The 22898-nt window shown below is 50.5% G+C and carries 35 protein-coding genes and 1 tRNA gene; 15 read left to right on the top strand and 21 right to left on the bottom strand.

What is annotated here, in order from left to right; all coding sequences use genetic code 11:
* The coding region (locus AC2JC8_RS03750) for a TSUP family transporter (RefSeq protein ID WP_484594222.1) at positions 1 to 284 on the bottom strand (284 nt) is incomplete at its 3' end.
* Between the two features lie 39 nt (positions 285 to 323).
* On the opposite strand from AC2JC8_RS03750, the gene AC2JC8_RS03745 reads away from it, so the two are divergent.
* The gene (locus tag AC2JC8_RS03745) at positions 324 to 1070 is read left to right on the top strand and encodes a lipoyl protein ligase domain-containing protein (protein WP_484401243.1); all 747 of its coding nucleotides are present in this window, start codon (positions 324 to 326) and stop codon (positions 1068 to 1070) included.
* Here the strand turns inward: AC2JC8_RS03745 and AC2JC8_RS03740 are convergent.
* A complete protein-coding gene (locus AC2JC8_RS03740) occupies positions 974 to 2218 on the bottom strand; it encodes a site-2 protease family protein (RefSeq protein ID WP_484594221.1) in 1245 nt (414 codons plus the stop codon). The two genes, AC2JC8_RS03745 and AC2JC8_RS03740, sit on opposite strands and share 97 nt — an antisense overlap.
* Positions 2219 to 2262: 44 nt before the next feature.
* Here AC2JC8_RS03740 and AC2JC8_RS03735 point away from each other — a divergent pair, with 44 nt between their 5' ends.
* A complete protein-coding gene (locus AC2JC8_RS03735) occupies positions 2263 to 2922 on the top strand; it encodes a phosphoribosylanthranilate isomerase (RefSeq protein ID WP_484594220.1) in 660 nt (219 codons plus the stop codon).
* A gap of 3 nt (positions 2923 to 2925) precedes the next feature.
* On the opposite strand, the gene folE is transcribed toward AC2JC8_RS03735, so the two are convergent.
* From folE to AC2JC8_RS03705, 6 genes are all read right to left on the bottom strand, one after another.
* Entirely contained in the window at positions 2926 to 3612 is a 687-nt protein-coding gene (folE, locus tag AC2JC8_RS03730; protein ID WP_484401246.1) for a GTP cyclohydrolase I, read from the bottom strand.
* 89 nt (positions 3613 to 3701) lie between these two features.
* Entirely contained in the window at positions 3702 to 4415 is a 714-nt protein-coding gene (locus tag AC2JC8_RS03725) for an SDR family oxidoreductase (protein ID WP_484401240.1), read from the bottom strand.
* 58 nt (positions 4416 to 4473) lie between these two features.
* A complete protein-coding gene (locus tag AC2JC8_RS03720; RefSeq protein ID WP_484401238.1) occupies positions 4474 to 5454 on the bottom strand; it encodes an acetyl-CoA carboxylase carboxyltransferase subunit alpha in 981 nt (326 codons plus the stop codon).
* A 4-nt stretch (positions 5455 to 5458) separates the two neighbouring features.
* Positions 5459 to 6508 (bottom strand): long-chain acyl-[acyl-carrier-protein] reductase, encoded by a 1050-nt coding sequence (locus tag AC2JC8_RS03715; protein ID WP_484401237.1) that lies wholly within the window; start codon positions 6506 to 6508, stop codon positions 5459 to 5461.
* A gap of 86 nt (positions 6509 to 6594) precedes the next feature.
* Positions 6595 to 7302, bottom strand: a complete 708-nt coding sequence (locus tag AC2JC8_RS03710) for an aldehyde oxygenase (deformylating) (RefSeq protein ID WP_484401236.1) — start codon at positions 7300 to 7302, stop codon at positions 6595 to 6597.
* 41 nt (positions 7303 to 7343) lie between these two features.
* On the bottom strand, positions 7344 to 8129 hold the full coding sequence (locus tag AC2JC8_RS03705; RefSeq protein WP_484401235.1) for a creatininase family protein: 786 nt from the start codon (positions 8127 to 8129) through the stop codon (positions 7344 to 7346).
* 47 nt (positions 8130 to 8176) lie between these two features.
* Here AC2JC8_RS03705 and AC2JC8_RS03700 point away from each other — a divergent pair, with 47 nt between their 5' ends.
* Genes AC2JC8_RS03700 through pgeF form a run of 3 tightly spaced genes read left to right on the top strand, consistent with a single transcriptional unit; the run spans position 8177 to position 10984 of the window.
* Positions 8177 to 9352, top strand: coding sequence for a S1 RNA-binding domain-containing protein (locus AC2JC8_RS03700; protein ID WP_484401233.1), 1176 nt, complete (start codon positions 8177 to 8179; stop codon positions 9350 to 9352).
* A complete protein-coding gene (locus AC2JC8_RS03695) occupies positions 9349 to 10200 on the top strand; it encodes a Tab2 family RNA-binding protein (RefSeq protein ID WP_484401232.1) in 852 nt (283 codons plus the stop codon). The genes AC2JC8_RS03700 and AC2JC8_RS03695 overlap by 4 nt, the downstream gene beginning before the upstream one ends.
* Positions 10193 to 10984 carry a peptidoglycan editing factor PgeF gene (gene pgeF, locus AC2JC8_RS03690; RefSeq protein ID WP_484401231.1) on the top strand — a complete coding sequence of 264 codons (792 nt, stop codon included), beginning with the start codon at positions 10193 to 10195 and terminating at the stop codon, positions 10982 to 10984. The genes AC2JC8_RS03695 and pgeF overlap by 8 nt, the downstream gene beginning before the upstream one ends.
* Here the strand turns inward: pgeF and AC2JC8_RS03685 are convergent.
* Positions 10959 to 11588 (bottom strand): DUF938 domain-containing protein, encoded by a 630-nt coding sequence (locus AC2JC8_RS03685; RefSeq protein ID WP_484594219.1) that lies wholly within the window; start codon positions 11586 to 11588, stop codon positions 10959 to 10961. The genes pgeF and AC2JC8_RS03685 overlap by 26 nt on opposite strands.
* A gap of 23 nt (positions 11589 to 11611) precedes the next feature.
* Between AC2JC8_RS03685 and AC2JC8_RS03680 the strand changes: the two genes are divergently transcribed.
* On the top strand, positions 11612 to 11830 hold the full coding sequence (locus AC2JC8_RS03680) for a DUF6737 family protein (RefSeq protein WP_484594218.1): 219 nt from the start codon (positions 11612 to 11614) through the stop codon (positions 11828 to 11830).
* On the opposite strand, the gene AC2JC8_RS03675 is transcribed toward AC2JC8_RS03680, so the two are convergent.
* A complete protein-coding gene (locus AC2JC8_RS03675) occupies positions 11774 to 12412 on the bottom strand; it encodes an esterase/lipase family protein (RefSeq protein ID WP_484401227.1) in 639 nt (212 codons plus the stop codon). The genes AC2JC8_RS03680 and AC2JC8_RS03675 overlap by 57 nt on opposite strands.
* Positions 12413 to 12479: 67 nt before the next feature.
* Here AC2JC8_RS03675 and AC2JC8_RS03670 point away from each other — a divergent pair, with 67 nt between their 5' ends.
* On the top strand, positions 12480 to 12860 hold the full coding sequence (locus AC2JC8_RS03670; protein WP_484401226.1) for a hypothetical protein: 381 nt from the start codon (positions 12480 to 12482) through the stop codon (positions 12858 to 12860).
* Positions 12857 to 13168 carry a c-type cytochrome gene (locus AC2JC8_RS03665; protein WP_484401225.1) on the top strand — a complete coding sequence of 104 codons (312 nt, stop codon included), beginning with the start codon at positions 12857 to 12859 and terminating at the stop codon, positions 13166 to 13168. The genes AC2JC8_RS03670 and AC2JC8_RS03665 overlap by 4 nt, the downstream gene beginning before the upstream one ends.
* Here the strand turns inward: AC2JC8_RS03665 and AC2JC8_RS03660 are convergent.
* From AC2JC8_RS03660 to AC2JC8_RS03640, 5 genes are all read right to left on the bottom strand, one after another.
* On the bottom strand, positions 13163 to 13429 hold the full coding sequence (locus tag AC2JC8_RS03660) for a YciI family protein (RefSeq protein ID WP_484419935.1): 267 nt from the start codon (positions 13427 to 13429) through the stop codon (positions 13163 to 13165). The two genes, AC2JC8_RS03665 and AC2JC8_RS03660, sit on opposite strands and share 6 nt — an antisense overlap.
* Before the next feature lie 2 nt (positions 13430 to 13431).
* A complete protein-coding gene (trpA, locus tag AC2JC8_RS03655) occupies positions 13432 to 14238 on the bottom strand; it encodes a tryptophan synthase subunit alpha (protein ID WP_484401222.1) in 807 nt (268 codons plus the stop codon).
* Positions 14235 to 14549: a DUF3007 family protein gene (locus tag AC2JC8_RS03650; RefSeq protein ID WP_484401221.1), complete on the bottom strand. Its 315-nt coding sequence runs from the start codon at positions 14547 to 14549 to the stop codon at positions 14235 to 14237. Before AC2JC8_RS03650 ends, trpA begins: the two co-directional genes overlap by 4 nt.
* Before the next feature lie 5 nt (positions 14550 to 14554).
* Positions 14555 to 14791, bottom strand: a complete 237-nt coding sequence (locus AC2JC8_RS03645; protein ID WP_255131330.1) for an NAD(P)H-quinone oxidoreductase subunit L — start codon at positions 14789 to 14791, stop codon at positions 14555 to 14557.
* Between the two features lie 45 nt (positions 14792 to 14836).
* A tRNA-Leu gene (locus AC2JC8_RS03640) sits at positions 14837 to 14912 on the bottom strand.
* Between the two features lie 42 nt (positions 14913 to 14954).
* Here AC2JC8_RS03640 and AC2JC8_RS03635 point away from each other — a divergent pair.
* Positions 14955 to 15509 (top strand): Nif11 domain/cupin domain-containing protein, encoded by a 555-nt coding sequence (locus AC2JC8_RS03635; RefSeq protein WP_484401945.1) that lies wholly within the window; start codon positions 14955 to 14957, stop codon positions 15507 to 15509.
* A gap of 61 nt (positions 15510 to 15570) precedes the next feature.
* A complete protein-coding gene (locus AC2JC8_RS03630; RefSeq protein ID WP_484419933.1) occupies positions 15571 to 16017 on the top strand; it encodes a hypothetical protein in 447 nt (148 codons plus the stop codon).
* Here AC2JC8_RS03630 and AC2JC8_RS03625 read toward each other — a convergent pair.
* The 5 genes from AC2JC8_RS03625 to AC2JC8_RS03605 are packed head-to-tail and all read right to left on the bottom strand — an operon-like array spanning position 16007 to position 18359.
* Positions 16007 to 16465, bottom strand: a complete 459-nt coding sequence (locus AC2JC8_RS03625; protein ID WP_484419932.1) for a phosphate-starvation-inducible PsiE family protein — start codon at positions 16463 to 16465, stop codon at positions 16007 to 16009. The two genes, AC2JC8_RS03630 and AC2JC8_RS03625, sit on opposite strands and share 11 nt — an antisense overlap.
* A 6-nt stretch (positions 16466 to 16471) precedes the next feature.
* On the bottom strand, positions 16472 to 16708 hold the full coding sequence (locus AC2JC8_RS03620; RefSeq protein ID WP_484401941.1) for a hypothetical protein: 237 nt from the start codon (positions 16706 to 16708) through the stop codon (positions 16472 to 16474).
* Positions 16709 to 16750: 42 nt separating this feature from the next.
* Positions 16751 to 17077 (bottom strand): hypothetical protein, encoded by a 327-nt coding sequence (locus AC2JC8_RS03615; protein WP_484401940.1) that lies wholly within the window; start codon positions 17075 to 17077, stop codon positions 16751 to 16753.
* A gap of 9 nt (positions 17078 to 17086) precedes the next feature.
* On the bottom strand, positions 17087 to 17464 hold the full coding sequence (locus AC2JC8_RS03610) for a YkvA family protein (protein WP_484594217.1): 378 nt from the start codon (positions 17462 to 17464) through the stop codon (positions 17087 to 17089).
* Positions 17448 to 18359: a sigma-70 family RNA polymerase sigma factor gene (locus AC2JC8_RS03605; RefSeq protein WP_484401191.1), complete on the bottom strand. Its 912-nt coding sequence runs from the start codon at positions 18357 to 18359 to the stop codon at positions 17448 to 17450. The genes AC2JC8_RS03610 and AC2JC8_RS03605 overlap by 17 nt, the downstream gene beginning before the upstream one ends.
* Positions 18360 to 18624: 265 nt before the next feature.
* Between AC2JC8_RS03605 and AC2JC8_RS03600 the strand changes: the two genes are divergently transcribed.
* The 5 genes from AC2JC8_RS03600 to AC2JC8_RS03580 are packed head-to-tail and all read left to right on the top strand — an operon-like array spanning position 18625 to position 22695.
* Positions 18625 to 19098, top strand: a complete 474-nt coding sequence (locus AC2JC8_RS03600; protein ID WP_255131322.1) for a DUF2214 family protein — start codon at positions 18625 to 18627, stop codon at positions 19096 to 19098.
* Between the two features lie 20 nt (positions 19099 to 19118).
* Positions 19119 to 19697 (top strand): peptidase, encoded by a 579-nt coding sequence (locus AC2JC8_RS03595; protein ID WP_484594216.1) that lies wholly within the window; start codon positions 19119 to 19121, stop codon positions 19695 to 19697.
* 7 nt (positions 19698 to 19704) lie between these two features.
* A complete protein-coding gene (locus tag AC2JC8_RS03590; protein ID WP_484594224.1) occupies positions 19705 to 20673 on the top strand; it encodes a permease in 969 nt (322 codons plus the stop codon).
* Complete coding sequence (locus AC2JC8_RS03585; RefSeq protein ID WP_484401189.1) at positions 20670 to 21335, top strand: TIGR03943 family putative permease subunit; 666 nt, start codon at positions 20670 to 20672, stop codon at positions 21333 to 21335. The genes AC2JC8_RS03590 and AC2JC8_RS03585 overlap by 4 nt, the downstream gene beginning before the upstream one ends.
* A gap of 40 nt (positions 21336 to 21375) precedes the next feature.
* A complete protein-coding gene (locus tag AC2JC8_RS03580; protein WP_484401188.1) occupies positions 21376 to 22695 on the top strand; it encodes a hypothetical protein in 1320 nt (439 codons plus the stop codon).
* A gap of 14 nt (positions 22696 to 22709) precedes the next feature.
* Here AC2JC8_RS03580 and AC2JC8_RS03575 read toward each other — a convergent pair.
* Positions 22710 to 22898 (bottom strand): cupin domain-containing protein (locus AC2JC8_RS03575; RefSeq protein ID WP_484594215.1); only part of this gene is annotated, 189 nt, incomplete at its 5' end.

The raw sequence follows: 22898 nt of genomic DNA, 5'->3' as shown, positions 1-22898 counted from the left end.
GGCAGGGCAGCACCAAGGCGGCCGAATAAAAGCCCGAACAGCAAGGCCCCAGAGCCGATTGCTAAAGCGGATGGCCAAGGCAATAATCCCCGGCGCAAATGGGCCCAACTGCCACCGGCGGTGGTGGGAACAATCGCCAGGGTGCTAGTGGCTAGCGCTTGGTGGGGGCTTAAGCCAAGCCACAAAAGCAATGGCGAAAACACCAAACCACCACCGATACCAAGCAAACCAGCAAGGATTCCCGCCAAGATTCCTAGAGGTAGCAGGAGCAACAACTGGAGCATTCCTCGGAGCCACAAAGCACTGCCCCCTCAGCCTCGCTGATGGCATGCACCAATTGGGCCTTAATGCCAACCCTGATGGCTCCAGGTGAAAAGCAAATGGAGCTTGATCTTTGGATGCTCGAACAGCTTGAACAAAACGAAGCTATCGGCGCTTATTTACGCCTTTATCAATGGGAAAGCACCTGTATCTCAATCGGTCGCCATCAGGCCATCCCCAACAAAACAAACACCCTGGCAGTAGTGAGACGCCCCACCGGTGGCGGCTGCGTTTTACACGGCGCGGATCTCTGCTACACGGTTGCAGTAGCAAAACCGCCCAGGGGGAATCGGCTCAGCTATCAGTGTTTAAACCAATGGTTGAGCCGTGCATTGCAGCAGCTCGGGGCGCCGCTAAGCCAGGGGTATCAAAAACAAATAAACATCGAAGGCCATTGTTTTGCCCGTGCAACTGCCGCTGATTTAGTAGACCAAAGTGGAAATAAACGTATTGGTAGTGCCCAGTTATGGCGCAAAGGAAACCTGCTTCAACAAGGATCGATTCAATTGCAATTGCAAAGCCATCTCTGGCATGAACTTTTTAATGAAGCTCCGCCGCCGCCCCTCACAACTGCTACTGGAACTGTGTTTATTAGTAGCGCAGCCCTGGAAACCGTCTTAATTGATAGTGCCAGGGATTGGCTTTTTAGATCTCAACCTTTGCTATTACCTTGGCCTGAGGCTGCCCTCACCTCTGGTAAGGCCGCCACACTTTCTGCTATTGGCGCAAGTGATAAACCCAAGGGATAAGCCCCCTCGCGTCTGGCTTGCTCCAATAGCTGCTGCGGTAAGCGCAGCGACAAACGCCGCAAAACTGCTTCCGATAAATCAGAACGCTCCAAAGTAGCCATTGGTAATCCAGCCAAACTCAAAACCAACAGACGGCCCTGCGAACTGTTCTCCAAAGCCAAAACCGCTTGCCAAAGGGGGGCACTCTCAATGATTGAAGCAAGCTCAGTTAATGGCCTTTGATGGTCGCCCAAGCGTTCACGATCCCAATTTTGTACCGGTATTTCCTTCAAAGGGCCATCGTCGATGAAACCCTGCCAACGGCCGGCTTCACAGAGCAAAACCCAATCAGGCCTGGGGGAATCACTAGATAAACGCAACTCGCTGAGTTGCCGCAACGTGTCTGATGGTTGCAACACTCTTAAACGCCTTCCGGCAGCATCCTTAACTTGTAGTTGTTGTAGAGCGCGCTGCAAAGCTAGTAATTGCAATTGCTGGCTGGAAGCACCAAGGCCAAACCACCCCAAAAGTACAAGCCAAATACTGGCAAAAGAACCACCGTTAAAAAACAAATAGCCGCCAAAAAATATTGCCCCCCATGCCAGCAATTGCCCAGAGAAAGTGGCGATCCGCATTCCTTTTTCACGGCTGCCGCTGAATTGCCACACCAACGACTTAACAATTTGCCCCCCATCCAGCGGTAGGCCAGGCAGCAGGTTGAACAAAGCAAGTACCAAATTGAGCTGCGCCAATTCCTTAGCCATTTCCCCTAACAAGGGCATCCCATAGCTTGCGGGCTGAACAGCTGAGAACAGGATTAATGCCAGCAACAGGCTCACCAGGGGGCCGGCTGCCGCTATTGCCAAAGAACCCATGGGGGTGGGGGGGTCCCGCTCCACGCTGGCCACACCCCCCAGCATAAAAAGGGTGATGCTGTTTACTTTTACGCCCAGCCGAAGCGCCACTAAAGAGTGGCCCATCTCATGTAGCAACACCGAAATAAACAACAACAGGGAGGTGCCAAATCCGGCAAGTAAATTGCCATCAAACTGTTGTTGAAAAAGCAGTGAGGCTAGAGCCAACACCACAAACCAACTGGGATGGATATGGATGGGAATGCCGGCTAAGCGGAACAAACGCCACCCCTGGGTCCCTGGGGCTTTAATCACCTGGCGCAGCCTGCATTGAATCTCGCCATCCTAGAAACCTAAGGATGGCTCAGTTGAAATTAAAAATCTGCGGTTTAACGATTGCCTCCCAGGCGGCAGCAGTGGCACAGCTTGGTGTGGATGCTATCGGCGTTATTGCTGTTAAAAATTCGCCCCGTTTCTTAGCAGCAAATAAACGAACGGAGCTTTGGAAAGCTGTTGCTGCAGCAAAACCTCAGGTGCAACGGGTGCTGGTGGTGGTGAATCCAAGTGATTCTGAGCTAGATCAGCTCAGCCCAAAGGCAGGCCACCAATATTTGCAATTACATGGGGAGGAAACCCCTGAGCGTTGTTATGAATTGAAGCAACAGCTTGGTTTACCAATCTGGAAAGCGCTGCGGCTGCGGCAGAAAAATGATCTCGAACAATTACAAGCATTCACTGAGGTGGCAGAAAAAATTCTGCTGGAGCCATGGGTGCCAGATCAGCATGGGGGCACAGGCAAAAGTTTGCCGCTGGAATGGCTAAGAGGCTTAAACGTAAGTTGCCCCTGGTGGCTCGCGGGAGGGATGGGTTCAAATAACGCAGCCAGAACGATAGATGAGCTTGTTGCGCTTGGATTAGAGCCATACGGCATAGATGCTTCAAGCTCAGTTGAAGACTCTCCCGGAATAAAAAATATTAATGAAGTGAAAAATTTGCTAAAAATAATTTCGACTATTTAGTGATCAGCCCAAAACAGATCCCTGTTGCTTAACTAATTCAAAGAATTCAGATTTTAGGCTTGGATCGTGGCGGAAATCACCACGAACAATTGAGTTGACCATGCTTGTTTGGGGTTCTTTTACACCGCGCCACTTCATGCAATAGTGCTGAGCCTTTACAAGAATTGCCAACCCTTGAGGCTTACAGAGGCGTTCGATTTCATCTGCCAAGATCATTACCGCTTCTTCTTGAATATGGGGCCTTGAAAATACCCAATCGACAACACGTGCGAATTTACTTAGGCCGATCACCCTCTCCCCAGGCTTAATACCTATCCAGCAATTACCAAGAATTGGCACCAGGTGATGGGAACACGCAGAGCGAACAGTGATAGGGCCTACGGTATAAATTTCATCGAGATGCTTCACATTTGGGAAGCAGGCAATTTTTGGCTGATGATGATAACGACCTTTAAAAACTTCATGCAAATACATCTTTGCAACCCGCTCTGCCGTTTCCTGCGTGTTGTGGTCGTTATCGATATCTATTACTAAGCTGCGAAGAAGGTCTCTCATTCGATCAGCAACCTCCTTTTGAAGTAGGTCTAATTCGCCTTCTTGAAGATGCTCAGCAACATTATCATTGGCTAAATAGGGAACTTTTGCAGCATCCAGGCGAGCCCTAATGATTTCACTAATGGTGCGGGGCATTGCAGATCGATCTAAAGAAGGGCTAGTGATCCCAGAGGATGATCCGTTTTTAACAATTGGGCTTAGGTCGTTTAAAGCAGTCATGAAACTCAAAAAGCGCCAGTGGCGGGCATGAGGGTTAAATCTTCCAGCAGAAGCTGGGGGGGGGTTTGAGCCATTTGCAGCAGGGTTTCTGCTACTAGCTCGGAGGTGAGCATTGCTCCGCGATCAAAATTCGCTTGAACAGTGGGGCTATCCCAGAGTGGCGTATTTACAGATCCGAGCGTAAGCGTGGAAACGCGAATACCGTGAATTCCCTCCTCTTCAGCTAAGCATCGGCTGAAGGCTGCCAAAGCAGCTTTTGAAGCGGAGTAGGCGCCCCAACCAGCAAACGTTTTATTAGCAGCGTGGCTACTGATATTAACGATCAAACCTCCACCCTGTGACCTTAGAGCGGGTAGCAAGGCACTGCAGATCTGAAAAACACTGGTGAGGTTCAGCTGAAACAACCATTGCCACTGCTCCAAACTGGTGGCTGCCAAAGGGGATGTGAGGCCTGCGCCGGCGTTGTTGATCACAACTGAAGGCACCCCAGCTGCGTCAATCAGCTGCTGCAATCCTGAAGAAACTTGAGTTGGATCTGCAAGGTTTACGCCGGCTGTGGAAACGTCCACTGAAGCCGAGCGGCAATCTATGGCAACAGCTTCTAGTTCCGCCGAGGGGCGGGCAAGCAGTTCTAGATTCCAGCCAGCTTTGGCAAATCGCTTAGCCGTGGCTGCTCCAATGCCCCTAGAGGCCCCTGTAATTAGGGCAATCTTTTGCAAAAGTCTTGTGCAAGGTTAAGGCTTGAGCTTAATAGCTAAACCAACGTAAATACTAAGCCTATGCAGGTGATTCTGTGGCTTCCAATACTTCACCAATCGAACGATACTTTGTATAGCGCCGCTCGAGCAATTGCTCAGGTTCAAACTCAAGTAACCCGTTTAATTCCTCCACCAAAGCTAGTCTCAAGGTTTCAGCCGCCTGAAGAGGGGCCCAATGATTCCCTCCAGATGGTTCGGGCAAAATGCGATCCACTATTCCAAGTTTAACTAAATCGCTGGCAGTAATTTTCAATGCATCCGCCGCGGTAGAAGCTTTTGCAGCATCGCGCCAAAGAATTGATGCGCATGCTTCAGGGCTGGCCACGGTGTAAACCGAATGTTCAAACATTAAAAGGCGATCCGCCACTCCGATACCAAGTGCGCCACCAGAACCACCTTCACCGATCACAGTGGCAATTACAGGCACCCGCAAACCAAACATCTCACGCAAATTCACAGCGATTGCTTCTCCTTGGCCGAGCTCTTCGGCCTTCAAACCGGCATAGGCACCTGGGGTGTCTATGAAACAAATAATTGGCAGATTAAAGCGATCCGCATGGCGCATCAGCCTTAAAGCTTTGCGATATCCACCAGGGGATGCCATTCCGAAATTACGGGCAACATTCTCTTTCGTATCACGACCTTTCTGATGACCAAGAAACAGCACTGCCTGTTCACCAAGCTGGCCTAACCCCCCCACTAAAGCTTGGTCGTCTGAACCACAGCGATCTCCATGCAGTTCAATCCACTTTTCGCTTATTACCTGGATGTAGTCGAGGCAGCTTGGCCGGTGCGGGTGGCGGGCTACCTGAATTTTTTGAGAGGGGGTAAGAGAACCAAATATGTCTTGACGGCGGCGGGCCGCCAAATTTTCCAATTGCAATAATTGCTGGCTTACATCTACTTCTGAATCACGGGCTAATTGCCGAATTTGATCAATTTGTTCCTCCAAGTCAACTAGAGGTTTTTCAAAATCCAATAAAAAGCGACGTGCTGCCATTAGTTCAAGCGGCAATTGCCACAGGGGCTGGCGAAATAGCGTCTAAGCCTAAAGCGGAAAAGCCATGGCGAATTGAAGCAGCGCCAATCTGCTCCATCGCTTCAAGGGTGATGTTGTTACGGCCCCAACTGAAATTAGTGTGCCAATCTTCAAATTCCAACAACATTGCTTCCGCAAAACAAGCAAACAATTGGCGGCGTGGATTTGCCATTTCAGCAATTTCCATCACCTGCCAGCCAATATCTCTAGCAAATTCAACAATGCCACCCTTAAGTATATTTATGTTGGGTGATGCAATCTTGCTATCTAGATTTTTTGGATAACCGCCATCGATCATTAAGCAAGGATTTCGCAAGCTCGCTGAATCAATTTGCAAAGTTTGCGGCAAAGAAGCCACCCAAACAACCACATCTGCTTCAGGTAAAGCCTCTTCGAGGGAGAGCACCCTGCCACCGCCTAGCTCGTTGCGAAGATCGTTCAAACGTTGCTGCTGGCGGGCTACCAACAGCAATTCCCCCACACCAGTGCGGCGAGTGAGCCAGCGGCAAACCGCACTACCAATATCACCTGTGGCACCAACTACAGCTACTTTTGCCTTGGCAAGATCTATGCCCAATGTGGGAGCGTTTTGTTCCACTTGGCGGCAGATCACCCAAGCTGTGTGAGTATTACCAGTGGTAAAACGCTCCCACTGAAGAAGTGTTGAACGAATTTGTTGAAATTTAGCAAGGTTGAAATTCTCAAAAATAATCGAAGTAAACCCGCCGAGCGCAGTAATATTTATTCCACGTTTTTGGGCCAACTCCATTGCATTTTGCACCTTGCGGGTTGCAGTTTTAAAGCGACCTAGCATTTCAGGTACAAAGCATGAATCGATGTAGGTGCCCTGAATTGTCTTACCTGTATTACTAGTAACCTCAAAATTTTCTAGCAACTGAGGTGGAGCGCTACACCAAATGTCTAGTTCTCCGTCGGCAAGATCATCAAAGCCCAAATCTCTGGCCTTGAGACGAGCCTCTAAAAAACTGGAGGAGTGACCGATCAGACCGAACATGCTTTATGTGCGCTACTCACCGTTTCAATGGGTGAAAGGGAATTATCTAATAGTGTCCCACGACACCTAAGCCAAAACCCAAGGGTCTAGGCCACAAGCGCCGCTGCACTCATGCGCGCCAAATCGCGCGGACCAAAGCCGATCTCCATCAAGGCTTCTTGATAAGCGATCAGAAAATCTTCGATCAAACTCTCTTTTTCCATATGCAGCTCGGCGGCATCATCTGCCACTTGCTCCAACATTTGGCGAATGATGGGTAAATTATGGCGATTGGCTTGCATGATTTCGTCGCGGCTTGATTCAAAATTTGCTTTCAGCCATTCCTGCCCGTAGTTCAGGTGGGTGTATTCGTCTTTAACAACTCCCTCAGTTATCTTGCGGGCGAACGGGTCTGCAACTGGGATATAGATGTGATAAGCAGCAATGGCAAATGCCTCAATCATTAAAGCCTGAATAACTAGGCATGTAACAACTTTATTTTCAGCTAAAGCCTGCTTGAAATTATCGTGTAAAGGTGCAAAAAATGTTTTTGCAAATTGCATATCAGGCGCTACGCCAAGATTTTTGCCGCAGGCTTGGAAACCCTTCATATGCTTCATTTCCATGCGGGCTAGCTGCGCCAATTCTTCAACTTGGCCAGGAATCAAAGCCCCCAGCGAAATGTAATTGTCGTGGGCTTCTTGCTCACCCTCAATAACTATCGCGTTGATGCGGCTGTAGGCAAGCTTGTAAGCCTCGCTTGTGAAATCAGGTAATTCAGCGGTAATACACGGATCCAATACAGAACTTGCCATTACAGCTGATCAGCGGAGGTACGACATTGCACTCTACTGAACTACTCGGATATTTGTGGCCAATTGCTTTGAAGTAAAACTTGAAACAGCTCACACCAACCTTGAACCAAGAGCTCAAGCAGCACTTTTCCCTCAGCAGCATTGGCTCCACAAGGGTTCCCCACCACCCCGTTATTGCTAATCCAGTGGGTATTCCACGCGGTGGGAACAGCCCCTTCAAGCGATAGGGCCCCTGGTGGTTTTGGTAACTCTTCTGCTGCAGGTATGGGGCCCACCAAATCGGGATAAAGCGCCAACATTAGGCTTGTTTCAAGCCGTGCAGCGTGAAGCCCCTGGCTTCGCTCCGGTTCAGCAATTACCTCCAGCACACCTGCGGGCCCGCTCCAGAGGAACCATGGCAAAACCGCCAAATGGGGGTTTTGCTGCTGCATTTCTCTAGCCGCCACCTGCAAGAGTCCTATTTGGCCGCCGTGGCCGTTGAATAAAACCAAGCGCTGAAATCCGGCTTTAGCCGCCATCGCAGCTATCGCTTTCAAATTTGTGAGCATTGCATCAGCAGGCAAGCTCACAGTGCCTGGGAAATGGAGATGTTCCGGCGAAAATCCGTAGTTTTGGGCTGGTAGACGCCATACAGGTAAGTGCGTAGGTAAGCGTTCCAACACTTGATCTACAACCGCTTCAGCAAATAAAAAATCGGTACCCAAGGGCAAATGGGGGCCGTGTTGCTCCACCGCCCCAATTGGCAGCACCAAAGTGCTGCCCCGCAAAGCAGCTGCCGCTTGCACAGCCGGCCAGGGAAGTTGTTCGATACGGCGGTTGAATTTCATGGGGAAGTGGGAGCTGCCTACAGTGTGGAATCGCATCCCTTTTGGCCATGGCTTCCCTCGGCAGCGACACATCCCGACCCACTCCCGCTGCCCCCATCAGGAAGCCCCTTGCAATCCTGCATTTAAGTAAAAAAGAAGATGAGGATCGCCGCCTAAAGGAAGCGGCAGAGCGAGCTGAAATTGAAGCTGCCAGCAACAAAGTGCAGCCAAAACCGAGCTTTCATAGCCGCAGCAGCAACGACAGCGTGGAAGGCCTCACCATGGCCGACCTGCTTGGCGCTGCGGAAACTAAACGCCAACCGGTTCCCTCAGTTGTGAACCCAAGGAAAGTGGATGATTTTGATTTTGACGAAGACGCTTTCCTTGCCGCCCTAGATGAAAACGAACCAATCGGCGCCACAGGCGATGTGGTGAAAGGCACTGTTATCGCCCACGAAAGCGATGGCATTTATGTGGATATCGGTGGCAAAGCTCCGGGCTTCATGCCAAAAGCTGAATGCGGCCTTGGTGTTATTACCGATCTAAAAAGCCGTTTTCCTAAGGGCATTGAAGTGGAGGTGCTCGTTACTAAAGAGCAAAATGCCGATGGCATGGTAACGATTAGCTGTCGCGCCCTAGCCCTGCGTTTTGCTTGGGAAAAAGTTCGCGAACTCGAAAAAGATGGAAAAGTTGTGCAAGTAAAAATTACCGGTTTTAACCGTGGTGGTTGCACCTGTGATCTAGAGGGCTTACGCGGTTTTATTCCCCGCTCTCAGTTAAACGAAGGGGAAAATCACGAGGCTTTAATTGGCAAAACCATGGGAGTTGCCTTCCTTGAAGTGAATCCTGAAACCCGCAAGTTGGTACTTTCTGAAAAGAAGGCAGCCACCAGCGCCATGTTTGCCAATTTTGAAGTGGGCCAATTAGTAACTGGCAAAGTTGTAAGCCAGAAGCCCTACGGCTTTTTTGTAGACCTTGGCGGTGTTAGCGGCTTGCTACATCAAGGCAGCATCACCGGTGCTGCCTTGAGAGATCTGGGGGAAGTGTTTGAAATCGGCGAAACAATTCAAGCCCTAATAATGCAAATGGATCCGGGCCGGGGGCGTATTGGGCTAAACACCGTGATTTTGGAAAATCAACCGGGTGAATTGCTTGTTGATAAAGCAAAGGTGATGAAAGAAGCAGAAGACAGAGCCAATCGGGCAAGAAATATGATGCGTCAGCAGGAACAATCGGCGGGATGAATAGCCTTCCGGCTGAATGGGAACTCGATTACTACTCCCGTCCGCTCCTAGATCCAAAAGGCAAAAAGCGATGGGAACTATTGCTGAGTAGTTCAAACAATAATTTTCGTTTTGAGCGTTTTTGCAGCGCTGAAAGCGTTAATTCTCAATGGTTAAAACAAGCCATCAGCGACGCGCTCGCAGAAGCCCGTGCCAAAAATATTCAAATCGCGCCACGCTTGCGTTGCTGGCGCAATTCCATGCGCACGATGGTGCAGCGAGCTGCTGAAGCGTTGGATTTGGAGGTGATTCCAAGCCGCCGTTGTTACGCGCTACAGCAGTGGCTTCAAGAAAGGGAAGCCTCGGTATATCCCGCAATGGAGGGCTATCAAGTGGGTCCGTTGGCACCACCGGCAACTCCAATCCGCCCGATTGCTTTGCCTTTGCCGGATGCAGTGCGAGGAGAGCAGTGGAGCTGGGCAAGCCTCACGGCCGAAAGCTTGCAAGATGCCAGCCAATGGCCGATTGATTTCTCTGGTTTAATCCCCCTGCCAAAGCTTGAGCCGGGAGTAGCCGTTCCAGGGTTAAGGCTTTTTAGCCCCAGCCGCTCGCTCGCCATAGCGGGCTGGCTCAGCGGCCTTGAGCCGGTGCGTTTAGAGGTGCGCGATCAACAATTAGTGCTAGAAGCTGGTATGGAAGATCGCTGGCTGGTGAGTGATCTTGAGCCAGAAGCAGCAATTGCTGCAAGGCAAGTGTTAAGTGATGCCCGCAGCAATGCAGCGGGTTTGCAATTCATAGCGGTGCAAAGCAGTGAATCGGTGAGTAATTTTTCCGGCTTTTGGTTATTGCGGGATCTACCTGATGTCTGAACCACTAGCCAGCCCCTTCAATCAACCAGATAAAGGCTTTAACAGCATTCCAGGCTGGACCTGGATTGGCACCTACGGCGGTTATTACCTGCAATGCAATCTATTAGCAGAATTTGAACACGGCTTCTTTACGCGTTTATGGCACGGCCGCTTACCAGAGGAATTAGTGGGTTACGTAAGCGCTGGGGTGAGTGTGCATAGGCCGCAGCAAATCCATAGCGCCGCAGTTGTTCCAGCCTCCCAGGCCCAGCAAGATCCGTGGCCGCCAGCTGATGGGCTTGTAAGCGATTCAGGGGGCCAGAGCCTTTGGGTATGTGGCGCAGATTGCACACCCGTATTAATTGCCGATGCCGCCACTGGCAGGGTTGCCGCCTGCCATGCCGGTTGGCGCGGGGTGGCTGGTGGCATTCTCAATCAGGCAATTCAACAAATGGAGGCCGCCGGCAGCCAGCGCAGCCAACTACTGGTGGGCTTAGGGCCAGCCGTGAGCGGCCCCAATTACCAGGTAGAGCGGGCCACAAGTAGCCAGGTGGGGAACATCAATGAACTTATTCAAGGCGGAGCGCTGTTATTAGATGCAAAAGAGGGTTTTGATCGCCTTGATATCCGCCGGGCTGCTTACTTGCAACTACTGCAATTGGGGCTTGTGGATAAACAAATAAGTAGCTGCCCCCTTTGCACCGTGTCTGAAAAGGAACTGTTTCATTCATGGCGCCGCGACCAAGTGAAAGCAGTGCAATGGAGCGGCATCGTGAGCTCTAACTGCGTTGATATGCAACGGTGAGATTATTAGCAGGCATTTGCCAGCATCCGATTTGCTCAAGTTGATGTTGCAAAGCAAGTTTGCTTAGTACCTCCAAGCGGCGCAGTCCCCAAGCTGGATTGCGTTGTTTTAAAGATGCATCAAATGCTTCATTGCTAGGACTTGTGGCTTTGCCTTCCTCCCGAAAAGGGCCGTAAAGCACAAGTAAAGCGCCTGCTGAAAGCAGTTTTGCCCCATTAGCCAGCAATCCTTCAGTGGAAGCCCAAGGGGCGATATGGATCATGTTTATGCATAAGAGCATCTGCGGCGGCTCGGTTAGAGCTGGCCAGGATTTAGCGCTGGTATCGATATTTAAAGGGGGCAACATATTTGTTAAACCAAAATGGCGCCCCCAGGCAGCAAGGCTGGCTCGATGGGTTGGATCAGGATCGCTACCTTGCCAAATCAATTCGGGATGGCTGCCGCCGTAGCGCTGCTGCAGATAACAAAGATGTTCACCACTGCCGCTAGCGATCTCCAATACCAAGCCAGCTCTTGGCAATAATGGCTCCAGCACTGCCGCCAGCGGCTCCCGGTTGCGCTCAGTAGCAGGAAACCAAAGCCGATCATCTCTGTTTTTATTCACTTTCTTCTCGCTAATTTCTCAGCATGGCTCATCCTTTTTGGTCGTTGAAACCCTGGTGGTGCCAACCATGGACAATTCTGCTTACAGGCACAATTGGCATCACAGGAAGTTGGTTGTTGCTACAAATCTGGTGGGTAACCACAGGCGTTGCCTTAGTTGTAATTGCTTGGTGGGTTTTGTTTTTACTAATCGTGCCCAACATTACCCCTGTTGAAACCATTATTGAAACCATTGTTGAATAACAACAATTCAACCAAGGGATCCAGTGCTGCTTTGGCTGTAATCAATTGGCGATGATTCCAAACCGGTAATTGCTGCACAGAACCCACCGGCAACACCCCCAGCCAAGAAGGCACCACCATCGCGTCTAACAAGCAATAAAAGCTGTGGCATTCAACGTTTTGCAACGCTGATGGTGCGCTGTTAAGTATTTGCAGCAAGGGGCTGCCGGGTTGCATATCAGCGATGCCGGGCAGAAGCCATCTTGGTGCTGGCAAGGCGGTGAGGGTGCCCTTTTGTGGACTTCCCAAGCTCACAAAAAGTTTGGTGCGTTGATTCCCCCCCAATAGCTGCAGCCAGCACCGCAACACCACGCCACCCATCGAAAATCCCAAAACATTTAGTGCCTGCTTAGGCCCAAACCGAGCCGAGATTTGAGCCTGCAGATCCTCAGCTAGAACTTTCAAAGGGGTAACCCCCAAGCGATGGGGCAAATGGGGGGAAAATATTTCCATCCCAGATTGAGCCAATCGCTTTTTTAAGGGCTTAAAAATATTTGGGCTATCCCAAAGCCCATGCACAAGTACGAGGGGAAATGGAGACACCAGGTTTCTACCCATCATCCGCCCCTAACATTAGAAGCTGATTCGGGAAAGGAATTAGGTAATGGGTATGGATCACTATTTAGTTTGCCTTGCCCTACTGGAGCAAGATGGCAAGCGTCGTTTACCAATCGGAGGTGCTTCCCTGGCTGTAGAAATCGGCCCAGATGCAGATCCTGGCCGTGAAGGGGAAGCTCTGGTGCTCGAACTGCTGCTAAGGCTCTGGCAGCAAAGTGATGCTGGTGCGGTGCAACGCCATGGAGCAGAACAAAGTTTGCTCTTGCTCGAGATGCCGATGGCAAAAGTATTGGAAGATCTTCCACGCTTAAAGAAAGCTTGGCTTGCTGGTGGTGATAGAAGCGATTTATATAAAGGCCTAAGGGAACTGGCAGAAAGGGCTTGGATCATTCAAACGGCTAAATACAGCAAACCTTGCTTTCAAAACTGGTGAACTCAATTTTTTCATTTTTTTTAAGTGTGCTGCTTTTTGTGGCAATCCCCTCCAACGAAGGAGCCCAGTTGTTTGGTCAACACTGCATTGGGTGCCATTTAAATGGCGGCAATATTATCCGCAGAGGTAAAACACTAAAACTTGCCGCATTAGAAAAAAACGGAATATTATCCGCTGCAGATATCAGCGCAATCGCAGCAAATGGGAAGGGTCAAATGGGAGCTTATGGAGATGTTTTGGGATCTGCTGGTATAAACTCTGTAGCTGAATATGTGTGGCAGCAAGCATTAACTAACTGGCCTTCATAAAGCTTGAATCCAGGGATAAATTTCTACTGAGGTCCAGATTCCATTAAGCCAATAAATATCATTTTTTATCAATTCTTCAACCTTAAGGCGATTCTCAGCTTCGTAGATGCCAAAGACATGACTGCTGTTTTCTGTTGGGCCGATGGTTATGAGCAGCCCCTCTTCTTTTTGTTGCCTTAATCCCGCTAAGTGCTCCTCCCTGTAAGGAGTGCGCGCTTCAAGGGCGTTAGCGCAGTAGGTGCCCCACAAAACAAATCGCATCTTTAGTTATCGAGAGCCTCACGTAATTCGCGGCAAAAGTTCCCTGCCGCCAGCACCGGATCGCCACCATCGCGTCTGGCTTCAGCCATGCGCTTCACCAGGGCGCTGCCAACTATTGCCCCATCGGCACCCCAATCGCGCACCTGGCGGGCTTGATCAACGCCTGAGATCCCAAAACCCACGGCTACTGGTGTGTTGCCTAAGGCCTTTAGCTGTTGCACTAATCCGGCCACACGGCTTTCCATTTGGCTGCGCTCCCCCGTGACCCCCGTAACGCTTACTAGGTAGGTAAAGCCGCGGCTGGCGCTAACGATGCGGGCCATCCGTTCCGCTGGGGTGGTGGGCGCCACCAAAAGCACAAGATCTAAACCTGCAGCTGCCGCAATCGGAGCTAAACGCTCCCCTTCCTCCAGTGGTAAATCTGGCACCAATAAACCGGCAGCACCAGCGGCGGCAGCTTCGCTGCAGAAACGTTCCATGCCGCGATTAAGCAACGGATTGCTGTAGGTGAACAACACCACCGGCAATTGCAACTCCCCTTTCAAACTGCTTAGCAGCTCCAAAACAGCGCCCAAAGTTGTGCCTGCTGCCAGGGCTCTGCTGGCCGCAGCTTGTATTACCGGCCCATCAGCCAAAGGATCGCTGTAGGGAATTCCAAGCTCAACAAGGTTTGCCCCTGCCTGCTGGAGCGCTAGCAAAGCAGCCCTAGTAGTGGCGAGGCTGTCGTCGCCGGCCGTGAGAAATGGCATGAGGGCGCAACGGTTTTGAGCCCGCAGGCGATCAAAACAACTAGCGATTAATGAACTCACTGGCCAACTTCCTCTAACAAGGCTTGCTGCTCCTCTGGCGACAGGCTCTCGAAGTGTTCCCGCAGCTGATCTGTTGTTAGAGCGTCGTAGGCGCTGCGGTAGCGGCGGCGCTGTTCCATAAAGGTCATCCGCCCCGTAACTACCCGATATAAATAACTGCCGGTCCAGCCGACAACGAGCAACACAAGAAGCGCTTCTGATGCGATTCCAGCATCTAGCCCCGCAAGGCCGGCGGCTTTAAACCCCCAGTAACCAGCCCCCCCCAACGCAAATACTGCAAAGCAAAGCCAAAGGGCACGGGCGCGGGTCATCGCTTTTAGGCCTCACCTTGGCCCTTAAGGCGCAAATTTAAGAAAGGGGCGAACAGGATCAGCCCTGGAAAAAATAAAAATACGAGCCCGTAAACAAATGTGCGCTCATATTTGCCCATCACATGCCAGCGGCGATTCATCCATAGAAAAAGCACAAGGGGCACTACCAGCAGGTAAGCGCCGCCAAGAATCCCGTAGGCCAATAGCACCAACAAGGTGTCCGGGGGAAGCTGGGAGAGCATGTGCTGGAAAGGCAAGGGGAACTCCGAAGCGCAGCTGGATCTAAGTGGTGCCCGTGGCGGGATTCGAACCCGCACTGGAGCGATTTTAAGTCGCTTATCTCTGCCGTTGGATTACACGGGCAGGCACACTCAACCATCATCAACTAGCACCACCTGTATCCCCATGGCTGAGGAGCAGCTGCAACAGTTCCTGAAGAAGGTAGATCAACTTAACCAGCTGGTGGCACTGGTTAAGAGCAATTCCGAGTTGCGGGAGCGCTTAAGCGCCTGTAGCAACCATCAAGAAGTGGTAAGCCTTGCTGCAGAACAGGGTCTGCAAATTGGGCAACGCTGGGGCGAGCCGAAATTACAGGCTCCAATTTTGCAAGCAATTACCCAACAAAACAACCTTTGGCTTAGAGCAGCCCCTGCACCAGGCCAAGAGCAGCTGCAATCGCTCCTACAGGCCAAGGGGGTGCGGCTGGAATTAATCCATTCAAATGCTGCCTCAACCCCTGAGGGCCATTGGTACGACCAACCATTGGGGGAATGGGTTGCGCTATTAACCGGTAGCGCCCAGCTGCGCTTTGAAGATGAAACCAGCCCCCGCAAGCTTGAAGCAGGAGATTGGCTTTGGATCGCCCCCCGCCGCCGCCATCGGGTGGATGCCTGCGAAGGGGGAGCTGAATGCCTCTGGCTTACCTTGTTTGTAGATTCTAGTTTAATATTAAACGGTTGATTACAAATAACTATTTTACAAATTTAATCCCACACAAATAATCCACCAATTGAGAATGATTATGCTTAATTCCGCTCAAAATTTATTTAGAAAAAAAATTAAATCAAGTATTTATTTTTGCTTTTTGATATGTTTAATCGCCCTGAAAGCGGGGCAGGAAGCAAACGCCCAAGAAGCGAAACAAACGATGGCCGATGCCGCTCAAGCTATGGACGTTTGCCGCACGGTGCCAAAGGCAGACCGTGATGAAATGGTGGGAGAACAGGTAACTCGCGCTTGGTTAGCTACCGCTCCAGGGGCTGCCGCAGAAAAACAAGATAAATCAAATCTATTGCTCAGCATGGTTGATACTTATTCAAAAGCGATGCAAAAAGACGGGCAATTCATTGCAATGGGTTGTAGCCAGGGGGTAATAGATCGCGTGCAGAATCTGAATTGGAGCCCTTTCCACTCAGGCGTGAAAACTGTTCTTAGGATGAATGGGATGGGATATCTAATTAACCCCTAACCGGGTTTCGATAATGTTTAATTAACCAATAGGAAGCACAAAGAGCCAAGGTGCCAACACCAAGGCTTGCCACAATCAATGGTTTACTGCTCACATCAGCGGGCAAAACTATTATTTTTCGTGCCATTGCTGTAATTGCTGTAGAGAGCACCAATTCCACCTGAATTTTGTGATCTTTAAGGTAAGCAGTGATATTTTCAAGCACTTCGATAGTTATTAAAAGGCCCAATACATCTGCTAAAACTCGTTCCAATTCTTGCCCTACTAGGGGACTTCTAGCGGGGGAAACCTCTAAAATAATTACTGAAATGAACTGAATTGTGGCAGCGATGATCACAATCACCATCCCTGTCGCCAACACCTTGGCAAGGGCCCGCTGGAAACGGCTTAATGCCTCTTGAAATAATTTGTCGTCTTGAAAAAAATTGAAAAGTTTCGAAAAGGCCATATAGGATTAATTATTGAAATAGTTGTATTGGGGTTTTGCCTGAGAATCACCAGCCGGATTCTCAATCCGCGTATCACAGGTGGTGGAACCATCGCTGTTGGTTACACAATCTTGGGTTTTTACTGTTGAGGCGGGCCCCACATTTGAACCGGGCCCGATCAGGTAGCTCTCGGCTTGAGCAAAGGCGGCAGCCGGAACTAAACCAAGCAAACAAGCTGCTATCGCAGATGCCAAACGTGCCATAGAACCCTTGAAATAGATAAAACCATCTTGCCGCAGAAAGGTTTAAATCTCGTCGTTACGGATCGACTGCAGCAATAAATCGAGCTGGGCTAATTCTTCAATTGGAGATGCAGCTTCGCTTTCGTGCTGAAAGTTACTGCTATGCCATTGGGCTTCAATACTGCAAAGCCTTTCAGCAAGGCCCACCAAACCCCCTTGCATCACCGTGCGTTGCAACTCCTGCAACAGCACCGGCATACGGATTGATCCAGCCCGTAAGGCACGGCGCAGATCTGCTTGGGTGCGACCGCTGTGGCGCAACCAGTCTTTCAAGAACAGCTCTAACTGATCCAGTTCCGCTTGATTAAGGGTGGGGGCTGATGAAGCCATAAAAGGATTTTAGGGAAACCAGCGATCCAGGCGCTCTTGGGCTCTGCGGCGAATAGCCGGGCTGCGGTAGTTGCGGAACATCCCCAATAAAGCAGTAAGAGCAACTAGATCATCGCTGAAACCCGCAACGGGTAAAAAATCAGGAATTAGATCTGTTGGCACCAACAAGTAGGTGAGGGCCGCCAACATGCTGAATCGCACTGGGGCTGGAGTGTTTGCATCGAGCAATAGTTCTAAACATTCCAAAGCCGGCAGTGCTACAGCCCTGCCGGCACGATTTAAAAGCCGCCGCAGGAGCCCCTCATCAACAACCGAAGATTCAACAACCGTTGCCTCTACAACAGTTGGATCCCCAGAAGTTGGATCTGATTCAGCTACAGGTTCCACAGGATTCCACCAAGCCCGATTGGATTCCGGTGCGACGCAACTTACGCAAGGAGCGTTGCACCACCTGCCGGCAATATTCGCGGCTGCAGCTCATCTGCCTTGCCACCTCAGCCAAAGTGCGCCATTCGTTGCTGCCATCAAGGCCAAAACGCAACATCACAACAGTGCGCTCTTTCGGGGTGAGGTTTGCCTCATCAAGGAGCGTCCATACAGCCTGGGTGCGCTCGTCCTGTTCAGCTCTTTCCATCGGTGGCATCTCATCACTTGCAAGTAAGTCGACCAATTCAGTTGGATCAGATTTTGACTTAACAACCCCCTGCAAGCTCACAGTGATGCTGCGCAATTCACAACCAAGTAGATCTTCCACTTCATCAAGGGGAAGCTTGAGGCACTCAGCCAGTTGAGTATTAGATGGAGGACGAGCATTTGCCTGCAGCAGGCGGGCTTTTGCCGCCCGCAATTTGGTGAGCTTTTCGTTCACATTTACGGGGATCCGAATTGCGCGGCTTTGGGTTGAAAGGGCCCGATTTAAACCCTGGCGAATCCACCAATAGGCGTATGTGCTGAACCTGTGTCCGCGGGTTGGATCATATTTTTCAACGGCACGGGTAAGACCAATTGTGCCTTCCTGAATTAAATCCAGTAGATCTAAACCTTTGTTTTGATAACGCTTGGCCAAATTAACTACTAAACGCAAATTAGCGGTGATCATTTGATTTTTTGCCCTTTCACCCATACGCAATTGGCGTTTTTGATCACTGCTCAGTTCTGCTGCATTTTTTTCTTGCAGATGCGCTATGGCCTGCACCTTGCGGCCGAGGGTTAACTCCTGCTCAGGGGTAAGCAGCTGATGCCGACCAATTTCGCCGAGAAAGGCACTAAGGGAACTGGTCATTACCGAACCGTGGCGATGGCATTGATTTGAACATAGGGGAACAGTTTGGTTTTCCAAGAGCCTTCATAAAGGCTTAGGAGTTTGTCTTTTATTCGCTATTCCCTTTTGCTCAATATTCCGGCAAAGTTCAGCTGTGTTTTGCAACGAATAGAAACAAATTAGGCTTTGCTGCTTATTGATAGAAGGCTTTGGGCGAACCCATCGCTTTCGGGGCCCACAGCATGCACTAGAAACGGTTACTGTCCCGCGGTAATGAATTGTTTTAATGGAAGCTTCCGTTTTCAGCAGAGCGGGCATGGCCTATGCCCATGAACTCAGTTTTATGGTTTGTTTTGCGGCACTCACCGCTGAACGCTTTTTAATTCGAGCCAATCCAGATCGCGGCACCGCCACCAAATTAATAATCACTGATGTTGTTTATGGCCTTGCAGCCCTCGCCCTACTTGGCAGCGGTGTAATGCGGGTGTTGTATTTCGGCCAAGGTGCAGATTTTTATACTGAAAATCCCCTCTTTTGGTGGAAGGTAGGGATTTATTTAACTGCAGGTGCTCTTTCGCTATATCCCACGATCACCTACGTACTTTGGGCTTTACCTTTGCGTAAAGGTGAAACCCCTAATTTTTCTGCCGCAGCAGCAAAGCGCATCGGTTGGGTAATCAACATTGAATTGCTGGCATTTGCCACTTTGCCATTTATGGCCAGCTTGATGACCCGCGGAGTGGGGTTAGCAGCGGGATGATTCCCTGTGCGCCAGTGGAAATGAGGGCGCCAGCCCCTAAATCAGCTTCTTTCTTTAGCCCCGCGCCAACTGAACAATTACCTGGCTATGCAGCTGAGCTAGAGGCTTCCGCTAGGGGTTGGGTAACTCTGCCTTTGTGGTGTGTATGGGTGGAACCACCCGGCTTTGATATGTGGAGCAAACGTTGGAATGATGCTGTTGAAATATCCCTCTCAACCTGGGGAACATACCTAAAGCTCCAACGGGTAAGTAATCCAGCTGACGCACACTTAAGGCTTTGGCGGCGCAATCCGCCGTTGCAGGGGGGCAGAGCCAGCAATGGCCGTGCCCTACTCAGTTTTGAAAAAGTTCAACGGGGCGGCAAGCTTAAAATTGAGCCACTGGTTGATTTATTAATAAGCCCCGGTATCAGAAAAGAAGCGATTAGAGCCACAAGCCTCCATGAACTGGGCCATGGTTTTGGCCTATGGGGCCACAGCAGCAAATCAACAGATGTGATGGCAGCGATGCCTGGGCCAAAACCGGTAACCGAACTGAGCAGCCGCGATCACAGCACACTCCGCTGGCTCTACAGCCAACCCAGTGGCTTTAGTGAATGAAGCCTTAATGCAACAACTAGCAACGGTTTGGGCTGTTTTCCAGGGGCTATTGCTTGAAGCGATACCTTTTTTGTTGATAGGTGTTGCAATCTCCAGCGTTGCGATGGCCTGGGATCCCCGCGGGAAGTGGCTGCAAAAACTGCCGCAAGGAACATTAATGGGCCCCCTCAGCGGAGCCCTGCTGGGGTTTGCCTTGCCAGCCTGCGAATGCGGCAACGTGCCAGTTGCCCGTCGCATGATCGCTGTTGGTGCGCCGTTAGGAACAGCCCTTGGCTTCCTTTTTGCTGCGCCAGTTTTAAATCCAGTGGTGCTTTTAAGCACTTGGGCGGCGTTTCCAGATAAGCCTTGGCTGCTGCTGCTGCGGCCAGCAGGGAGTGTGTTGATCGCCTTACTACTTTCTGGTTTATTGCAGCTGTTATGTGAATCGGATCTATTAAATGGGGAACTCCTGGCTGAACGAAACCTGAGCCAACCATTAGCCAAATTTTCTCTCCTGGAAAGACGCTCAGGTTTGATTGGCGAACCCCTGGCTCGAATCAAACTAGTAAATCAAGCAAATAAAGATGGAGATTTTCAACCTATTCAATTATTGAGCCATGGGGTGAATGAATTTCTTGAATTAGGCAGTTTGCTCCTGTTGGGGTGCGTTTTAGCCGCCCTGATTCAAACGCTGATCCCAAGAGATTTATTTCTTTTACTGGGGCAAGCTCCAACTCTTTCAATAATCAGCGCGATGCTGCTCGCCCTTGTTGTGAGTGTTTGTTCAAGCGTGGATGCATTTTTAGCACTGGGATTTGCCGAACAAATAACACCTGGGGCACTTCTAGCTTTTTTGCTTTTAGGGCCGGTAATTGATTTAAAAAGTGTGAGCCTGCTGAGCAGGGTGTTCACATGGCCCGCCTTGGCCTTAGTGCTGGCTGGAGTGTGCTTAATAGTGTTAGTGCTGGGGCAAGCGCTCAACCTGGTGCTGTTGTGAAACAACTTCCTTACTTAGTGCTGGGGCTTTGGGGCGTAGTTCTGCTCAAATGTTGGGCTGATGGGCGGCTCAACTTGCTGCTACATAGCAATTTCCATAGCTTGGTGTTAGTTACCGGGGTGATCTTTTTGCTGCTTGCCTCAGCAGGATTGCGCTGGCCTCCATCGGGCCCCAGCCGCCGCAATTATTTACCGATGGCGGTACTCAGCCTTAGCGGCATTGCGTTAATGCTCTGGCCTCCAAAGCCTTCACTATCAACCCTTGCAGCAAATCGTTCCAGCGCCCAGCTTGGTGATAGTGAAATTTCATTTTTATCACCGCCAGAGCAACGCAGCCTCAGCGATTGGGTGCGGTTGCTCAACAGCCAGCCAGATCCTCAGCTCTATGCGGGAAATCCAGTGCAGGTGAGTGGTTTTGTACTTGAAGTGCCAGGGGCAGCGCCTGAAATTGCCCGTTTATTGGTGCGATGTTGCCTTGCCGATGCAACTCCAGTGGGATTGGCAGTGAGGTGGCCGCCAAAACAACAATGGCCCAAACCTGATCAGTGGCTGCAAATTAATGGTGTGATGGCAGTTGAATCCCATCAAGGCGCCTTAAGGGCAGTGCTAGTTGCCCGTAAAATCAAGCTAATTAAGGCACCAGCAAGACCCTTTGAGCCATAGGGCAAAAGATGGAGGCAAAAACAATGGGGCAAAAAAAGTTATGAAGAAGTGGTTGATACCGCTAGGTATTGGGCTTGGCGTTGCCGCACTGCTGCAGCAATTACTACTAAATAGGCCACCACGGCTGGTGGATCTTGAGCCGATCCCCCCAGGCCGCAGCACAGCTGCATTGAGGCTGCATTTCAGCCGTCCTATGGACGGAGGCAGCCTTAGGAAAAATCTTCAACTAAAACCTTCTATCCCCTATCAACTATTGGGTAAAGGCAGCAGCTGGACCCTGCTGCTCTATCCAAAATCAGCCATCAGCGGTTCTTTTCAACTGCAGATAAAAGGTCAAGACCGCCGCGGAGTGAAATTAAAAAGCAGCAGCTGGCAGTGGGATCCAAGACCCATCCTGCTGGCCGCCCGTTCAGTGGTGGGAGGTGATCAAATCCAACGCTTGCATAACAACAAATGGCAACCAATAGCGCCGGTGCGTGGCACGATTCAGGCATTGCTACCCCTTGGCAATGGGGCGGGTGTAGCAAGCGTTACGAGTTCAAAACCGATGGCCAGCCAGGTGTGGGTGTTGCTACTTGCGGGCGATGGCAAACCAGTTTTAGAAAAGCAACTAAACAAAAAGCCCTTGATCTTTGCAGCTTTAAGTAGTGATGAAAAAGGCGATCTTTTGGTGCAATCTTCCACATCATTTGAGCCAGGCAGCAAGGTGGAATTATCGCGGTTGAAGAATTGGCAATTTCAGGAGCCTCAGCAATTAGCAATTGAAGCCAGCGGCCCAATTCAATTAGTACCCCAAGGCCATCAATTGGTGGTGCCGGAATTCGAGGGCTTAAGCCTTCAAACTTTGCCGCCTCTTGCAGCTAAACAGGAGATCTTGCCCGGCAGCCGAGATTTAAGTAGTTTCTGCCCTCAACCAGGCAGGGCCCTATTGGTGCGCCACTGGCCTGACTACCGTCGCTCCCTCGAACTACTCGAACCAGGGCTAGCTCCGAAACAGCTTTGGTTGGGCACTGAAGCACTTTTAGCTACTGCCTGCGCAGGGGGAGGCGAACGGGTTTGGCTGCTGCTGCTAAGCGGCATACGCAAGCCAAAGCTGGAATTAATAGAGCTCAACAAGCAGGGAAAAACAGTTCGGAGAGTTTTTTTAACAGATAAGGAGTTAGACCCAGGCAGCAAGCTTCACTACGACGCAACTCGTCAAGTATTATTGCTATTATTGCGCCAAAAAAGCAATAATTACCAACAACCAGCCCCCGCAAATGCCCACCTTATTAATACAAACAATTACAGCATAGAAGTTATACCTGGCAGCGCAACACAAGTGGGCTGGCTACCTTCAAGGCAGTTGAAGAAAATATAAATTAGGGCAATTAATCATAGGTTGCGCAACACTTCAAGATCCTCAGCATCAAGCGGGGTGGGTAGCCCAGCTCTCAAAAGCCTTGCGAATTCACCGCCATCATTGCCGAGCAGGGTGATCAAATAAACGCGCCCAGGGCCTGGGTTTTCAAAATCGTGTACATCATCAGAGGGGGTAACGACGCTATCGCCCCCTTGAGCCAA

The organism is Synechococcus sp., assembly GCF_982614295.1.
This window is presented reverse-complemented; position numbering and strand designations above follow the sequence as displayed.

Excerpts from the sequence above, each read along its gene's own strand:
- AC2JC8_RS03700 (WP_484401233.1), top strand. The coding sequence starts at position 8,177 with ATGGCTTCCCTCGGCAGCGACACATCCCGACCCACTCCCGCTGCCCCC.
- AC2JC8_RS03605 (WP_484401191.1), bottom strand. The coding sequence starts at position 18,359 with ATGACCAGTTCCCTTAGTGCCTTTCTCGGCGAAATTGGTCGGCATCAG.
- AC2JC8_RS03670 (WP_484401226.1), top strand. The coding sequence starts at position 12,480 with ATGGATCACTATTTAGTTTGCCTTGCCCTACTGGAGCAAGATGGCAAG.
- AC2JC8_RS03645 (WP_255131330.1), bottom strand. The coding sequence starts at position 14,791 with ATGCTCTCCCAGCTTCCCCCGGACACCTTGTTGGTGCTATTGGCCTAC.
- AC2JC8_RS03695 (WP_484401232.1), top strand. The coding sequence starts at position 9,349 with ATGAATAGCCTTCCGGCTGAATGGGAACTCGATTACTACTCCCGTCCG.
- AC2JC8_RS03715 (WP_484401237.1), bottom strand. The coding sequence starts at position 6,508 with ATGTTCGGTCTGATCGGTCACTCCTCCAGTTTTTTAGAGGCTCGTCTC.
- AC2JC8_RS03600 (WP_255131322.1), top strand. The coding sequence starts at position 18,625 with ATGGAAGCTTCCGTTTTCAGCAGAGCGGGCATGGCCTATGCCCATGAA.
- AC2JC8_RS03580 (WP_484401188.1), top strand. The coding sequence starts at position 21,376 with ATGAAGAAGTGGTTGATACCGCTAGGTATTGGGCTTGGCGTTGCCGCA.
- AC2JC8_RS03720 (WP_484401238.1), bottom strand. The coding sequence starts at position 5,454 with ATGGCAGCACGTCGCTTTTTATTGGATTTTGAAAAACCTCTAGTTGAC.
- AC2JC8_RS03595 (WP_484594216.1), top strand. The coding sequence starts at position 19,119 with ATGAGGGCGCCAGCCCCTAAATCAGCTTCTTTCTTTAGCCCCGCGCCA.
- AC2JC8_RS03615 (WP_484401940.1), bottom strand. The coding sequence starts at position 17,077 with ATGGCTTCATCAGCCCCCACCCTTAATCAAGCGGAACTGGATCAGTTA.
- AC2JC8_RS03590 (WP_484594224.1), top strand. The coding sequence starts at position 19,705 with ATGCAACAACTAGCAACGGTTTGGGCTGTTTTCCAGGGGCTATTGCTT.
- AC2JC8_RS03660 (WP_484419935.1), bottom strand. The coding sequence starts at position 13,429 with ATGCGATTTGTTTTGTGGGGCACCTACTGCGCTAACGCCCTTGAAGCG.
- pgeF (WP_484401231.1), top strand. The coding sequence starts at position 10,193 with ATGTCTGAACCACTAGCCAGCCCCTTCAATCAACCAGATAAAGGCTTT.
- AC2JC8_RS03745 (WP_484401243.1), top strand. The coding sequence starts at position 324 with ATGGCATGCACCAATTGGGCCTTAATGCCAACCCTGATGGCTCCAGGT.
- AC2JC8_RS03625 (WP_484419932.1), bottom strand. The coding sequence starts at position 16,465 with ATGGCCTTTTCGAAACTTTTCAATTTTTTTCAAGACGACAAATTATTT.
- AC2JC8_RS03630 (WP_484419933.1), top strand. The coding sequence starts at position 15,571 with ATGCTTAATTCCGCTCAAAATTTATTTAGAAAAAAAATTAAATCAAGT.
- AC2JC8_RS03735 (WP_484594220.1), top strand. The coding sequence starts at position 2,263 with ATGGCTCAGTTGAAATTAAAAATCTGCGGTTTAACGATTGCCTCCCAG.
- AC2JC8_RS03650 (WP_484401221.1), bottom strand. The coding sequence starts at position 14,549 with ATGACCCGCGCCCGTGCCCTTTGGCTTTGCTTTGCAGTATTTGCGTTG.
- AC2JC8_RS03705 (WP_484401235.1), bottom strand. The coding sequence starts at position 8,129 with ATGAAATTCAACCGCCGTATCGAACAACTTCCCTGGCCGGCTGTGCAA.
- AC2JC8_RS03710 (WP_484401236.1), bottom strand. The coding sequence starts at position 7,302 with ATGGCAAGTTCTGTATTGGATCCGTGTATTACCGCTGAATTACCTGAT.
- AC2JC8_RS03680 (WP_484594218.1), top strand. The coding sequence starts at position 11,612 with ATGGCTCATCCTTTTTGGTCGTTGAAACCCTGGTGGTGCCAACCATGG.
- AC2JC8_RS03620 (WP_484401941.1), bottom strand. The coding sequence starts at position 16,708 with ATGGCACGTTTGGCATCTGCGATAGCAGCTTGTTTGCTTGGTTTAGTT.
- folE (WP_484401246.1), bottom strand. The coding sequence starts at position 3,612 with ATGCCCCGCACCATTAGTGAAATCATTAGGGCTCGCCTGGATGCTGCA.
- AC2JC8_RS03635 (WP_484401945.1), top strand. The coding sequence starts at position 14,955 with ATGGCTGAGGAGCAGCTGCAACAGTTCCTGAAGAAGGTAGATCAACTT.